The organism is Streptomyces sp. NPDC047841 (assembly GCF_040704085.1).
Taxonomy (GTDB): domain Bacteria; phylum Actinomycetota; class Actinomycetes; order Streptomycetales; family Streptomycetaceae; genus Streptomyces; species Streptomyces argyrophylli.
The window spans coordinates 1-13,293 of the sequence record NZ_JBEYRP010000009.1 but is presented as its reverse complement, the minus strand read 5'-3'; the positions used below and the strand labels follow the sequence as shown (position 1 = coordinate 13,293).

The window sequence follows — 13,293 nt, the reverse complement described above, 5'->3', positions numbered from 1 at the left end:
GGAGAACGATGAGAAGGGCACCCGTGTGTTCACGGATGCCCGGGACGGTTCGGCGCGGGGTCGGTCAGGCAGCCCGGTGCGGTCGCGGGGCCGCGGCGGCCCACTCCATCACGAGCCGCTGGTACTCCGCGCGCTGCTCGGTGGTCAGTGTCCCGCCCGACCGGCGCCACAGGGCCCGGATCTCCTCGTTGACCTCCGCGGCCGATCGCTCGGAGACGGCTTCAACAGTGGTGGACATGCTGTGAAGCATATGCCGATCGAAGTGAAGGCGCTGTGAGTAAGTGCCCGCTATACGGACATTCCGGACCGTGTTACTCATCACGTCAATGTGTCAACCGGAAGCGGGAATTCACTGCCCGTGCCGCTCCCCCGTCCCCCCGGCCCGTTCCGGCTCAGCCCCCGGTCCGGCCCAGCACCAGCACCTGGATGGCCAGCACGGCGGCGCCGCGCGCCCAGTCGTGGAAGTCGGACACCTTCGTCTCCAGGTCGACCGGGGCGGCCAGCGGGTGCCGGTGGGAGCGGATGGTGTCGCGGACCGTGTTCCCCGCCACGTCCATCAGGCCGACGCCCTCTCCGGCGAGCAGGATCTTCTGCGGCAGCGCGAAGTTGGCGATCTGCGCGACCAGGGTGCCCAGGGCCCGGGCGGCCTCGTCGACGACCCGGGAGGACATGGGCTCACCGGCGGCGGCAGCGGCGAGGATCTCCTCGTAGCCGACGTCCCGGCCGGTGGCGGCGCGCACCTGGTAGCGGATGCTGGGGATGCTGAGCAACGACGTGGCGCTGCCGCGGGCGCCCTCGGGGGTGAGCGGGCCGTACGGGTCGATGATCCAGTGCCGGCCGAAGCCGCGGTCCTCCTCGTCGTACGGCACCCGGCTGCCGCCGAGCACCAGCCCGTAGCCGATGCCGGCGCCGATGGTCAGCACGGCGAAGCGGTCGAGTCCCCGGCCCGCGCCGAACCAGGTCTCGGCCTCCACCAGGGCGGCGACGTCGTTCTCCACGACGACCGGCAGCCCGGTGCGCTCCCGCACGAGCGTGCCGAGCGGTACGTCCCGCCAGCCGAGGAAGGCCGACTCGCCGACCACCGCACGCTCCCGCACCCGTCCGCCCACGCCGATGCCGATGCCCGCCGGGGCGGGGTGGCGTCCGGCCAGTTCGGTGGCCATCTCCGCCAGCAGCGCGGCGACGGCGTCCGGGTCATGCGTGGTCAGCGGCCGGTCCAGCCGGCCGGTCACCTCACTGCGCAGGCTGGTGACGACGCCGTAGACCCGGTCGGCGGTGATCTTGAATCCGAGGAAGGAGCGGGACTCGGCGACGATGTCGAGGGGCCGTGACGGCCGCCCCTGGCGGTTCTCGCCCGCCCCGCCCCCCTCGGCGGCCTCCACCAGCAGCCCGGACTCGATGAGCGGTTTCGTGAGCCGGGTGAGGCTGCCCTGGGAGAGGCGCAGCCTGCGGGCCAGCTCGGTGCGGGACAGCGGGCCGTGCACCAGCACCTCGATGGCCACGGAGCGCTCCGCGGGGCTCAGCGGCAGCCAGCTGGTCATGGCAGCGAACCTCTCTGGTTTTCTTCCGGTGCAGAAGTAACCGGGTCAGCATACGCGGACGTCTCACACAGGACAGCGGATGCGAGCAGATCTCACCCGGCTCTTGACGGTCGAATTATTCCGTGGCGAAAGTAATCCACATGACCTTCTCCCTCGGTATCGTCGGCGCCGGACAGTTCTCCGGGCAGTTCGCCACCATCTTCCACGCCCATCCCGGAGTCGGTGACGTCTATGTCACCGACCTGCTGCCCGAGCGGGCCGAGCGGCTCGTCGCCGCACAGGGGCTCGCGGGCACGTTCCCGTCGTACGAGGCGATGCTGGAGTCGCCGGCGGTCGACGCGGTCGCGATCTTCACCCAGCGCTGGACCCACGGACCGCTGGTCCTCCAGGGACTGGCCGCGGGCAAGCACGTCTACTCGGCCGTCCCCATGGCGATCACCGTGGAGGAGATGGCCGCGATCATCGACGCGGTCCGGGCGACCGGGCTGACGTACATGATGGGCGAGACCAGCCACTACCACCCGGCGACCGTGCACGCCCGCAACCAGATCGCGGCGGGCGCCTTCGGCCGGCTGTTCTACGCCGAGGGCGACTACGTCCACGACATGGACCTCGGGTTCTACGAGGCCTACCAGTACAGCGGCGGCGAGAACTGGAAGGCGACCGCCAGCTATCCCCCGCTGCTGTACCCGACGCACGCGGTGGGCGGGGTGCTCGGGGCCTGGCAGACGCACGCGGTGAGCGTGTCCGCGATCGGGGTGCGCGACGAGCGCGGCGACGGCGTCTTCGACCGTTCGGTCAGCCAGTTCGACAACGACGTGTCCAACGCGACCGCGCTGTTCGAGGTGGCGGGCGGCGGATCGTTCCGTACGAACGAGTTCCGGCGGGTCGGCTACCCCTCGCACATCCGCGAGTCCCGGTTCCGGTTCTTCGGGACGGAGGCCAGCATGGAACAGCTGGCGACGGTGGCGCTGTGGCAGGACAAGAAGGGGGTCGAGGACATCAGCGAGCTGCTGGAGCCGAAGCCGACCCTGGCCCCCGACGACCCCTCGCTGGCGCACATCGCGCCGGAGCTGCGCGCGGCCTTCACCTCCGGCTCGGCGCCGGTGCACGACCGGTCACGGCTGCCACGGGAGTTCGACCACCTGCACAACGGGCACGAGGGCAGCCACCACTTCCTCGTGGACGACTTCGTCACCGCCGTCACCACGCGGACGCTGCCGTCGGTGAACGCGTGGGTGGCCGCCCGCTACACCCTGCCGGGCGTCATCGCGCACGAATCGGCACGGCAGGGCGGTGTCCGGCTGGAGATCCCCGACTTCGGGGACGCGCCGGAGGCGTGACCGGTCCCGGCGGGCTCAGGTGCCGGGCTTGCGGCCGTAGACGAAGACGTCGTCACCGTTCTTCAGCAGCGACCAGTACTTCTTGGCCGTCGCGGTGGTCATGTTGACGCAGCCGTGCGAACCGGGCGGGTTCCACATGCTCAGACCCACCGAGTGGAAGGCCTGGCCGCCGTCGAAGAACTGGCTGTAGGGCATCGGCACGTTGTAGAGGGTGGAGACGTGGTCGATGTCCCGCCAGTAGATCTTCTTCAGGCCGGTGCGGGTCTCGTAGCCGTCGCGCCCGGTGCGCACCGGCACCGGGCCGTAGACGAGCCGGTTGCCGTCCTGGATCCAGCTGAGCTGGAGCGTGAGGTTCACGCAGGCGATGCGGCCCTTGTTCACCGGGCACTTGCCGTCCTTGTTCGGCTTGTTCCCGACGGCCTTCTGCTTGTTCATCAGGTCCATCACGCCCCAGGTGACGGGACCGGCGTAGCCGATGTTCGGCGTGATGCCGTGCTTGTTCTGGAAGGCCTGAACGGCCTTGCAGTCGGTGGCGGACTGCTTGCCGTCGACCGGCCGGCCCAGGAACTTCTCCACCTGCTTCTGGTACGGCCCCGTCCGCGTGGTGCAGCTCGCGGCCTGGGCCGGCGTCGCGGTGAACGCGAGCGCCAGCGGCGCCACCAGTCCCGTGACGCCCAGCGCGACCGCACCTCGTCTGCGTATGACCCCCATGTCAGCCTCTCCCCTTCCCCTTTGCCCGTTTCGTCCGCCCGGGCCTCCCCCGGTGCTCTCCAGCGCGATTCCCGCGATGTCGGACTACTAGACCCGGCCCGGCCGGGGATGGTTGTGGTTCCGGTCAGGCTGTGACGAAACGGTGAACTTCCGGCCGTACGGCGCCCCGGCCGGTGCGCGGTGACCCTCTACGCTGCGCCGCATGGACCCTGTTCTCGCCGACGACCTCGCCCGGCTCCCCGAACTGCTCCAGGCCGCCCGTGATCTCGCCGTCCGGGAGGTGGCGGGGCTCGCCGGGCGGCCGGTCGCCGCGCCCGGACCGGTGCCCGGGCGGGACCCGCTCCCGGCCGCGGGCGTGGGCGGTGACCGCGCCCTCGCCCGGTTCGCCGAACGGTGGGCGCCCGGTTTCTCCGGTTCCGCCGGTCCGCGCTACCTCGGCTTCGTCACCGGCGGCGCCACCCCCGCGGCGGTCGCCGGTGACTGGCTGACCTCCGCCCTCGACCAGAACCTGTCCGGGGCGGGCGGTTCCTGGGCGCAGGAGCTGGAGCGGGAGACGGTGGCGTGGCTGCGCGAGCTGTTCGGGCTCGGCGAGGCGCACAGCGGGGCGTTCGTGACGGGCGCGGCCATGGCGAACACGGTCGGTCTCGCGATCGGCCGGGAGTGGGCCGGCGAGCGGCTGGGCGTGGACGTCTCCCGGGCGGGCGCCGCCGCGCTGGGGCCGCTCGACGTGCTCTCCGGCAGCCCGCACTCCAGCATCGGGAAGGCGATGTCGGTGCTGGGCCTGGGCCGGGACCGGCTGCGGCCGGTGCCGCTGCTGCCCGGTGGCCGGGAGGCCGTCGACGTGTCCGCGCTCAAGACGGCGCTGGCCGGGGCCGGTGGCCGGCCGGTGCTGGTCGTCGCGAACGCGGGCACGGTGAACACCGTCGACTTCGACGATCTGCGGGCCGTCGCGGCGCTGAAGGAGCGCTACGACTTCTGGCTGCACGTGGACGCGGCGTTCGGCGCCTTCGCCGCGCTGTCCCCGGAACACGCCGCGCTGGTCGACGGGCTCGACGCGGCCGACTCGGTCTGCGTGGACCTGCACAAGTGGCTGAACGTCCCCTATGACGCGGCCGTCCAGTTCACCCGGCGGCGCGATCTGCAGGTGGCGGTGTTCCACAACGCCTCGCCGTACCTCGGCCTGCCCGGCACCGACCCCGACTTCCTGCATCTGACGCCGGAGAACTCGCGCCGGCTGCGCGCCCTGCCGGCCTGGTTCTCGCTGGTGGCGTACGGGCGGGACGGGCACCGGGAGGTCGTGGAGCGGAACGTGGCGCTGGCCCGCCGGCTCGGCGCGGGCGTCGACGCGCTGCCGGGCCTCACCCTGCTGGCTCCGGTCCGGCTCAACGTCGTGTGCTTCACCCTCGCCACGGACCCGTCCGCGGAACGGGTGGCGGCGCTGGCCCGGGCGGTCGCCGCGTCCGGGGAGGCGTACGTGACGCCGACGGTGTACGGCGGGGTGCCCGGGCTGCGCGCCGCGTTCAGCAACTGGCGGACCACCGAGGCCGACACGGACCGGGTGCTCGCCGTGCTCGCCGCGGCCTCGGGCTGAGGGTCAGGAGGTGTGCCGCACGGCCGCGCGGAAGCCGGTGTTGACGGCGGTGAGCCCGCCGTCGACGACGAGGGAGGTCCCGGTGATCCAGGCGGCGTCGCGCGAGGCGAGGAAGGCGACGGCGGCGGCGATGTCCTCCGGCTCGCCGACCCGGCCGAGCGGGTACAGGGGGCGGACCGCGTCGAGTTCGTCGTCGCGCCCCTCCCACGCCGAGGTGCGGACCGTGCCCGGCACGACCAGGTTGACCCGCACGCCCCGGGGCGCCGCGTGCCCGGCGAGGGTGCGGGTGAGCGAGCCGAGGCCGGCCTTGGCGGCGCTGTAGCCGTGGTTGCCGAAGTCCTGCGCGCCGTTGACGGAGCCGATGCTGACGATCGCGCCGCGTCCGGTGGCGGCGAGGTGCGGCAGGGCGGCGCGGCAGCAGCGGTAGGCGCCGGTGAGGGTGATGTCGAGGTCGCGCGCCCACGCCTCGTCGGGGTCGTCCTCGAACAGCGGTGTGTCCGCGGTGCAGTGGGCGGCACTGTTGACCAGCACGTCGAGCGAGCCGAACGCGGCGACGGCGTGGGCGACGGCCGCCTCGACGCAGGCGCGGTCGGCCACGTCACAGGCGAACGCCTCGGCGGCGAGGCCCTGTCGGCGCAGCGCGGAGGCGGTCCCTTCCGCCGCGGCCGGGTCCCGGTCGGTGACCAGCACCCGGCCGCCCTCCTCGGCGAGGCGCCGGGCGACGGCCGCACCGATGCCGCGGGCGCCGCCCGTCACGAGAACTCCGTGTCCTGCGAAGCGAGTCGGATCAGTCATGGGCCGACGGTACGGCCACCCGGGCGCGCTTTCACCGGTCCGGCACCCGGTTTCACCGGTAGCCGGTGACGTCCGCCGGCTTGCCCGCGTCCTGCACCTCGACCAGGTACCGCCAGGCGTCCGGCCGGCTGCCGTCGAGGTCGGTGAAGCCGTACACCCGGGCGAGGCCGCCGCTGGAGAGCGACCGCCCGTTGAACCGGGACACGTCCGGATCGGCGGCCAGGGCCGCGACGGCCCGGCCGGTGAAGCGGGGGGTCTCGGAGATGGCGAAGTGGGGTTCCCGCGCCAGGGCGTCCCGCCAGTTCTCCTCGCGGACGCCGAACGCGTCGAGCATGATCTCGGAGCGCATCCAGCCCGGGGTGAGGGCGACGGCGGTGGCGCCGCGCGGGCCGAGTTCGTGGCCGAGGGCGAAGGCCATGCGCAGGACGGAGGTCTTGGCGAGGTCGTAGAAGAAGTTCACCCGGTAGGTGCCGCGGTTGTACTCGGCGGTGCCGTCGGTGACCTCCACGACCAGGCCGCCGGGGTGCCGCAGCAGCAGCGGCAGGGCGTAGTGGCTGGTGACGGCGTGGGTCTCGACCGCGAGGCGGAGCAGGCGGAGCCCGTTGTCGAGGTCGTGCTCCCACACGGGGGTGTCCCACTCGAAGAGGTTCTCACCGCCCCAGATGTCGTTGACGAGGACGTCGAGGCGGCCCCGCTCGGCCGCGACGCGGTCCACCAGGGCGCGTACGGCGGTCGGGTCGAGGTGGTCGACGGCCACGGCGATGCCCTGCCCGCCGGCCGCGGTGACGAGGTCGGCGGTGTCCTCGACGGTCTCGGGGCGGTCGTACTCCGAGCGGCGGGCGCGGGTGCTGCGGCCGGTGACGTAGACGGTGGCGCCGGCCGCGCCGAGTTCGACGGCGATGCCCCGCCCGGCGCCCCGGGTCGCCCCGGCGACCAGCGCCACCTTGCCTTCCAGCGGTCCTGACATGTCCGGCCTCCCGTGCGGTACGACTGCGCTGCGACTGTTGTCGTCGCCCACTGTCGCCGGGAAGCCGGACATCTTCTGTCGGCTTTTACGCCGAGCCCCGCGATGTGCCGCCACCGGACCCGGTGGCGGCGGGGGCGCGGTGGCGGCCGTGGTCAGTGGCCGCGGGCGATCCACTCCTCCAGGTGGGGGGCCTCGTCGCCGATGGTGGTGCCGTCCCCGTGCCCGGTGAGGACCTTGGTCTCCGGCGGGAGGGTGAGGAGGCGGTCGCGGAGGGAGTCGATGATGGTCGGGAAGTGCGAGTAGGAGCGCCCGGTGGCCCCGGGGCCGCCCTTGAAGAGGGTGTCGCCCGTGAACACGGCGCCCAGGCCCGGGTCGTACAGGCAGACGGCGCCGGGTGCGTGCCCCGGGGTGTGCAGGACGGTGAGGTCGGCGCCGGCGGCCTCGATGACCTGGCCGTCGAGGAGGTGCCGGTCGGGGTCGCGGTGCGGGTGGGTCTGCTTCCACAGCGCCAGGTCGTCCGGGTGCAGCCAGATCGTCGCGCCGGTGCGGTCGGCGAGTTCCGGTGCCGCGTTGACGTGGTCGTTGTGGGCGTGCGTGCACACGATCGCGGTCAGCCGGCGGTCGCCGACGGCGCGGGCGATGGCCTCGGCGTCGTGGGCGGCGTCGATGACGATCACCTCGCGCTCGTCGCCGACGATCCAGACGTTGTTCTCCACGTCCCAGGTGCCGCCGTCGAGGGTGAACTGACCCGAGGTGACGAGGCGTTCGATGCGCGCGGCCATCACAGCACCACCACCGAACGCAGCACGTCACCGTGGTGCATCCGCTCGAACGCCTGCTCCACCTGGTCCAGTTGGATCGTCTCGGTGACGAACGCGTCGAGCGGCAGGCGGCCCTGCAGGTGCAGGTCGATCAGCATGGGGAAGTCCCGGCTGGGCAGGCAGTCGCCGTACCAGGAGGACTTCAGGGCGCCGCCGCGGCCGAAGACGTCCAGCAGGGGCAGTTCGAGCTTCATCTCGGGGGTGGGGACGCCGACGAGGACCACGGTGCCGGCCAGGTCACGGGCGTAGAAGGCCTGCCGGTACGTCTCCGGGCGGCCGACGGCCTCGATGACGACGTCGGCGCCGAAGCCTCCGGTCAGCTCGCGGATCGCCTCGACCGGGTCGTTCTCCCTGGAGTTGACCGTGTGGGTGGCGCCCAGCGTGCGGGCCTTCTCCAGCTTGCGGTCGTCGATGTCCACGGCGATGATCTTCGCCGCTCCGGCCAGGTTCGACCCGGCGATCGCCGCGTCGCCGACACCGCCGCAGCCGATGACGGCGACCGAGTCGCCCCGGCCGACGTTCCCGGTGTTGATCGCCGCGCCGATACCGGCCATCACCCCGCAGCCGAGGAGGCCCGCGACCGCCGGGGAGACGGCCGGGTCGACCTTGGTGCACTGGCCGGCCGCGACGAGGGTCTTCTCGGCGAAGGCGCCGATCCCGAGGGCCGGGGACAGCTCCTGGCCGGTGGCGGCGAGGGTCATCTTCTGCCGCGCGTTGTGGGTGTTGAAGCAGTACCAGGGCCGGCCGCGCAGACAGGCCCGGCACTGCCCGCACACCGCGCGCCAGTTGAGGATCACGAAGTCGCCGGGGGCGACGTCGGTGACGCCGTCGCCGACCGACTCCACGACCCCGGCGGCCTCGTGGCCGAGCAGGAAGGGGAAGTCGTCCGAGATGCCACCCTGCTTGTAGTGCAGATCGGTATGGCAGACCCCGCAGGCCTGGACGCGTACGACGGCCTCGCCGGGCCCCGGGTCCGGCACCACGATCGTCTCGACCCGTACGGCCTCGTCCTTGCCCGGTGCGATCACGCCGCGGACTTCCTGCGCCATGGTCTGGTTCCTTCCTTCGTTTGCCTTCGCCACCGACACTACGCGGCACCGATCCGTAGCGGGTCGGTAGCGGGGCGGACCACGAGGAGGTTATTGGATCTTCCCGGACCGGCGCGCGGGCATCGCCCGGCGGGCCCGGGCAGCGGTGAGGGCCGCCCCGGCGGGACGGCCCTCGTGCCGGCGGGCGGGATCAGTGGATGGCGCCGGCCAGACCGAGCAGCGGCGCGGCGGGCGCGAGGACCTGCTCCACCTGGTTGAGCTGGTTCAGCTCCTGGAGGTGCTTCAGCTCCTGCACCTGTTCGGTGACCCGCGGCACCCGGCCCCGCTGCTCCGCCGGGAGGTCACTGACGGCGAGCGAGTCGAGCGTGCTCAGCGCGCCGAGCTTCCCGACGAGCGGTACGCCCGCTCCTGCCGCGTTCGCCTGGGGTACGGCGAGGCCGGCGATCCCGGCGGCCAGACCGACGGCGGCGGCGATACGTCGTGTTGAGATCATGCCCTCAGCAACGGCGCCGGGCCCCGGGCGGACACGGGCGGCGGGCCGCGCTCACCCGTGAGGTGGAGCGCGCGGCCGGGCTTGCCGGGGCCGCCCGGGCGGAGGAGTCTCGGAGGTGGGCCCGTGCGGCCCGCTCCTGGCCGGACCGCACGGCGCCTGGACCACACGGGCACCTGAAGGAGGTCACCATGGGTACCGCGGCGGGGTCCGCCTTCGACACCGACACACTGCGCCGGGCCATCGAGGGCAACACCGGCAACAACCTTCTGTCGCTCTACGCGGACGACGCGGAGATCCGCATCGTCGACCGCAACAACCAGCCCAGTCACCCCACGGTCCTGCACGGCCGGGGCCAGATCGCCGAACTGCTGGACGACGTCTACAGCCGCGACATGACGCACAGGCTGGACCGGTGCGTCGTCCAGGGCGACCACGCGGCCTACTGCGAGTCCTGCGAGTACGGGGACGGCACCCGGGTCCTCGCCGAGTCGATGGTCACCCTGCGGGACGGCAAGATCTCGGATCAGCTGATCATCCAGGCCTGGGACGAGTAGCCCCGGCCGGGTACGGCGGGAGCGGGAAGGAGGCCGAGCGGGGTCGGGGCCGGGAGGCCGTACGCACCCTCGGTTACGCTGTACGCGGGCCGTGACTGGCGCTGAGGTGGAGTACCACCGGGGAGCGGTCCGCGCTGGTTGCCGCGCGCCTGGGCGAGGAGAGCCGATCCAGCCCAGGAGTGTGCAGCATGACCCAGGCCCGTCTGATGGACGGCACCGCGCCCGCGCGCCGCATCGTCGAGGACACCGCGGAGAGGGCCGCCGCCCTCACCGAGCGCACCGGTACCGCGCCGTGTCTGGCGACCGTGCTGGTCGGCGAGGACCCTGCGTCCGTGACGTACGTCCGGATGAAGCAGAACCGCAGCCGCAAGGCCGGCATCGAGTCCCGGCACGTCGCCCTGCCCGCGACCACCACGACCGGTGAACTCGTCTCGACGCTGCGGGAGTTGTCGGCCGATCCGGGGGTGCACGGCATCCTGCTCCAGCACCCGGTGGGCGACCACGTCGACGAGCGGGCCGCGTTCGAGGCGATCGCGCCCGAGAAGGACGTCGACGGTGTCACCTTCGCGTCGTTCGCCGCGATGAGCTTCGGGCTGCCGGGCTTCGTCTCCGCCACGCCGGGCGGCATCCTGCGGCTGCTCGACGAGTACGGAGTCGACCCGGCCGGGAAGCGGGCCGTGGTGGTCGGCCGCAGCGCGATCCTCGGCAAGCCGGTGGGCATGCTGCTGCTCGCCCGGGACGCGACCGTCACCTACTGCCACTCGCGCACCCGCGAGCTCTCGGCCGTGGTCCGCGAGGCCGACATCGTCGTGGCCGCGGTCGGCCGGCCGCGGCTGATCCGGGGGCAGGACATCAAGCCGGGCGCGGTCGTCGTCGACGCGGGCTACAACCCGGGGAACGTCGGCGACGTCGACTTCGACTCGGCCGTGGAGCGGGCCTCGCTGATCACCCCGGTACCGGGCGGCGTCGGCCCGATGACGATCGCCACGCTCCTGGACCAAACGGTGACGGCGGCCGCCCGGCAGCTGGGGGTGTAGGGCCGGCTGGACTGGACGGCACGGATTCCCGCGGGCGGCGGGCCGAGCCGCGCTGGACGGCAGGGACCACCGAGAAGCGGCACCGGCCGGCGCCAGCCGGTTGGGCCGACCCGGGCGGCAGAAGGCGCCAGGCGGCGACCCGCCGGCTGCCCGGCAACGCCTGCCAGTGACCCGCCGCCCGGGGTCGTCCGGCGACGCCCGGCGGTGGCCCGTGGGGCGGCGCCGGGCGGCGGGCCGAGCCGCGCTGGACGGCAGGGACCACCGAGAAGCGGCGCCCGCCGGCTGGGCCGACCCGGGCGGCAGCAGGCGCCAGGCGGCGACCCGCCGGCTGCCCGGCAACGCCTGCCAGTGACCCGCCGCCCGGGGTCGTCCGGCGACGCCCGGCGGTGGCCCGGGGGCGGCGCCGAGCAGCACCCGGCACCGGTCAGCGCAGCCAGGCGCTGTAGTCCATGACGTCCCCCGCCGTGACGCCGTACTCGGGGGCGTCGCGGGTGAAGGTGGTCTCCAGGCCGAGGACGGTGCCGGTGCGCGGGTCGAGGATCAGCATCCGCCGGCCGCCCCCGCCCTCGTACACGTAGGCCTGCCCGGGGCGGCCGAGGCGGTCGGTCACCTGTCCCGCGGCCCGCAGCCCCTTGGCGTCCGCGAGGACCCTGACCAGTGCCGCGGACTCGCGCGCGCCCAGCGTCCAGTGGTCCAGCAGCGTCGCGACGGCGTCGAGGAGCCCGGGGGTGTCCAGGGAGTCGGTACGGACGGTCTCGGCCAGGTAGGCGCGCAGGGCGGCCGGGGTGTGCGGCGGTGGCGCCTCGGGCGGGGCGTCGCTCCAGCTCGGCGGGTAGGTGGCCCGGCTGAGGACGTGGCCGTCGGCCACCACGCGAGGGTCCCCGCCCTCGTCGGTGAGGACCGGGCGGCCCGGACGGCGCGGGTCGGTCGCCACGACCAGCTCGGTGTGGCTGTGGTCCGCGCGCCAGCGCACGACCCTCTCCTCGGGCAGGGTGACGGGCGGCTTGCCGTCGGCCATGCTCAGGCTCCACGACTGCACGTGCGTGCCCTTGCGCAGGCGCGGCGAGCCGTCGGCGGCGGCGGTCGCGGCCAGTTCGGCGAGCTGCGTCAGCGGGACGGGCGGGGAGTCGGCGCGGACGGCCAGCGGCCGGGGCGCGGCGAGGGCCGGCGGGGTGTTCGGCCCGCCGACCAGCGCGGCGAGGGCGGTCGCCAGTACGACGCCCGTGGCCGCGAGGCCCCACAGCAGCCGGGCGCGGGGGGCGCGGCGCGGCGCGCGGGGCCGGCCCAGCAGCCGCTCCAGCCGCCACTCGGCGCGCTGGTCCAGGGGCCCGTCGCCGAAGTACGGCCCGTCGTCCGGTACGGGGTTGGCGAGCCGGAGGAGTTCGAGTTCGTCAGGCATGTCGGGGGTCCTTGCGCAGCGTCGCGTCGGTGGTGGGCGCGGGACGGGAGGTCCGCCGGCCGGGACGGGCGTCGCCGTCGGGCAGCGGTCCGCCGGGGCACGGCGCGGGCAGCGCTTCGCGCGGCGGTTCCCCGGAGGACACCTCGGCCGGTGCCCCGGGCGGCGGCGCCGCGGGGCTCGGGCGCGGCCCGAACGGCGGTGCCGCAGCGCTCAGGTGGTCGATCTCCGTGCGCAGGCGGCGGCGGGCGCGGTGGAGGCGCATGGCTGCCGCGCGGCGTCCGCAGCCGAGGGCGACCGCGATCTCCTCGGCGCCGAGTTCCTCCCAGGCGGCGAGGCGCAGTATCTCCTGGTCGGCCGGGGACAGCCGGTCCAGCGCCTCGTGCACCCAGGCGCCCGGCGCCTCCGTGTCGGGGCCCGCCTCGATGTGCCGGCCGTGCGCCGCCTCGTCGTTGCCCAGCCGGTGCACCAGCCGGCGCCGGCGCCCGTAACCGCGTACCGCGTTGGCCAGGCAGTTCCGGGCCACCCCGTACAGCCAGGGCAGCGGCGCGGCCGGCAGGTCGGCCCGGCGTCGCCAGGCGACCGTGAACACCTCCGCCACCACTTCCTCCACCTCGTCGGTCCGCCCCTGGAGCCGCCTGGCGACATAACGGCTGACCGCCCAGTAGTGCTCGCGATAGGCAGCGGCGAAGATCTCGTCGTTGCTCATGCCCGGTTCGTGTCCGGCACTGGCCGGATCGTCACACCCTCCTGTCGTGATGTTCCTCGCGTCCCCCGAGTGTGACCCGCGGGCGGGGCGCGGACACAGGCGGGGCGTGAAGAGGATCCGAGACACCAGAGCCGTGCAGTGGCTCACCAGCACCGATCACAAGACGATCGGCACGCTGTATCTGGTCACAGCGTTCGCGTTCTTCCTGATCGGTGGCGTGATGGCGCTGCTGATGCGCGCCGAGCTGGCCCGGCCGGGCCTGCAGTTCATGTCGAACGAGCAGTTC

The 13,293-nt window shown here is 73.7% G+C and carries 13 protein-coding genes, 2 pseudogenes and 1 riboswitch; of the genes and pseudogenes, 5 read left to right on the top strand and 10 right to left on the bottom strand.

Annotated elements, in window-relative coordinates; genetic code table 11:
- Positions 1-64: 64 nt before the first annotated feature.
- Together AB0947_RS15990 and AB0947_RS15985 are read right to left on the bottom strand one after the other, a co-directional pair.
- Positions 65-250, bottom strand: coding sequence for a hypothetical protein (locus tag AB0947_RS15990; RefSeq protein ID WP_171150422.1), 186 nt, complete (start codon positions 248-250; stop codon positions 65-67).
- A gap of 142 nt (positions 251-392) precedes the next feature.
- Positions 393-1,541 (bottom strand): ROK family transcriptional regulator, encoded by a 1,149-nt coding sequence (locus tag AB0947_RS15985; RefSeq protein ID WP_366750943.1) that lies wholly within the window; start codon positions 1,539-1,541, stop codon positions 393-395.
- A gap of 140 nt (positions 1,542-1,681) precedes the next feature.
- Here AB0947_RS15985 and AB0947_RS15980 point away from each other — a divergent pair, with 140 nt between their 5' ends.
- The gene (locus AB0947_RS15980; RefSeq protein WP_366750942.1) at positions 1,682-2,884 is read left to right on the top strand and encodes a Gfo/Idh/MocA family oxidoreductase; all 1,203 of its coding nucleotides are present in this window, start codon (positions 1,682-1,684) and stop codon (positions 2,882-2,884) included.
- 15 nt (positions 2,885-2,899) lie between these two features.
- Here the strand turns inward: AB0947_RS15980 and AB0947_RS15975 are convergent, their stop codons facing one another.
- The gene (locus AB0947_RS15975; RefSeq protein ID WP_366750941.1) at positions 2,900-3,595 is read right to left on the bottom strand and encodes a L,D-transpeptidase family protein; all 696 of its coding nucleotides are present in this window, start codon (positions 3,593-3,595) and stop codon (positions 2,900-2,902) included.
- A gap of 202 nt (positions 3,596-3,797) precedes the next feature.
- On the opposite strand from AB0947_RS15975, the gene AB0947_RS15970 reads away from it, so the two are divergent.
- Entirely contained in the window at positions 3,798-5,186 is a 1,389-nt protein-coding gene (locus AB0947_RS15970; protein ID WP_366750940.1) for a pyridoxal-dependent decarboxylase, read from the top strand.
- A gap of 3 nt (positions 5,187-5,189) precedes the next feature.
- On the opposite strand, the gene AB0947_RS15965 is transcribed toward AB0947_RS15970, so the two are convergent.
- The 5 genes from AB0947_RS15965 to AB0947_RS15945 all read right to left on the bottom strand — a co-directional run bounded on the left by AB0947_RS15965 (position 5,190) and on the right by AB0947_RS15945 (position 9,311).
- The gene (locus AB0947_RS15965; protein ID WP_366750939.1) at positions 5,190-5,981 is read right to left on the bottom strand and encodes an SDR family NAD(P)-dependent oxidoreductase; all 792 of its coding nucleotides are present in this window, start codon (positions 5,979-5,981) and stop codon (positions 5,190-5,192) included.
- 52 nt (positions 5,982-6,033) lie between these two features.
- Positions 6,034-6,948, bottom strand: coding sequence for an SDR family oxidoreductase (locus AB0947_RS15960; RefSeq protein ID WP_366750938.1), 915 nt, complete (start codon positions 6,946-6,948; stop codon positions 6,034-6,036).
- 152 nt (positions 6,949-7,100) lie between these two features.
- On the bottom strand, positions 7,101-7,730 hold the full coding sequence (locus tag AB0947_RS15955; RefSeq protein WP_366750937.1) for an MBL fold metallo-hydrolase: 630 nt from the start codon (positions 7,728-7,730) through the stop codon (positions 7,101-7,103).
- Positions 7,730-8,818 (bottom strand): S-(hydroxymethyl)mycothiol dehydrogenase, encoded by a 1,089-nt coding sequence (locus tag AB0947_RS15950; protein ID WP_366750936.1) that lies wholly within the window; start codon positions 8,816-8,818, stop codon positions 7,730-7,732. Before AB0947_RS15950 ends, AB0947_RS15955 begins: the two co-directional genes overlap by 1 nt.
- 190 nt (positions 8,819-9,008) lie before the next feature.
- Positions 9,009-9,311, bottom strand: coding sequence for a hypothetical protein (locus tag AB0947_RS15945; RefSeq protein WP_366750935.1), 303 nt, complete (start codon positions 9,309-9,311; stop codon positions 9,009-9,011).
- A 188-nt stretch (positions 9,312-9,499) separates the two neighbouring features.
- On the opposite strand from AB0947_RS15945, the gene AB0947_RS15940 reads away from it, so the two are divergent.
- Positions 9,500-9,865, top strand: coding sequence for a nuclear transport factor 2 family protein (locus AB0947_RS15940; RefSeq protein WP_366750934.1), 366 nt, complete (start codon positions 9,500-9,502; stop codon positions 9,863-9,865).
- Positions 9,866-9,946: 81 nt separating this feature from the next.
- A riboswitch (ZMP/ZTP riboswitch) is annotated at positions 9,947-10,027 on the top strand.
- 26 nt (positions 10,028-10,053) lie between these two features.
- Complete coding sequence (locus AB0947_RS15935) at positions 10,054-10,902, top strand: bifunctional 5,10-methylenetetrahydrofolate dehydrogenase/5,10-methenyltetrahydrofolate cyclohydrolase (protein WP_366750933.1); 849 nt, start codon at positions 10,054-10,056, stop codon at positions 10,900-10,902.
- A 424-nt stretch (positions 10,903-11,326) separates the two neighbouring features.
- On the opposite strand, the gene AB0947_RS15930 is transcribed toward AB0947_RS15935, so the two are convergent.
- The gene (locus AB0947_RS15930; protein ID WP_366750932.1) at positions 11,327-12,301 is read right to left on the bottom strand and encodes a CU044_5270 family protein; all 975 of its coding nucleotides are present in this window, start codon (positions 12,299-12,301) and stop codon (positions 11,327-11,329) included.
- Positions 12,302-12,512: 211 nt separating this feature from the next.
- Positions 12,513-13,007, bottom strand: a pseudogene (locus tag AB0947_RS15925) (sigma-70 family RNA polymerase sigma factor); the annotation flags it as partial.
- Positions 13,008-13,113: 106 nt separating this feature from the next.
- Here AB0947_RS15925 and AB0947_RS15920 point away from each other — a divergent pair.
- A pseudogene (locus AB0947_RS15920) lies at positions 13,114-13,293 on the top strand (cytochrome ubiquinol oxidase subunit I); the annotation flags it as partial.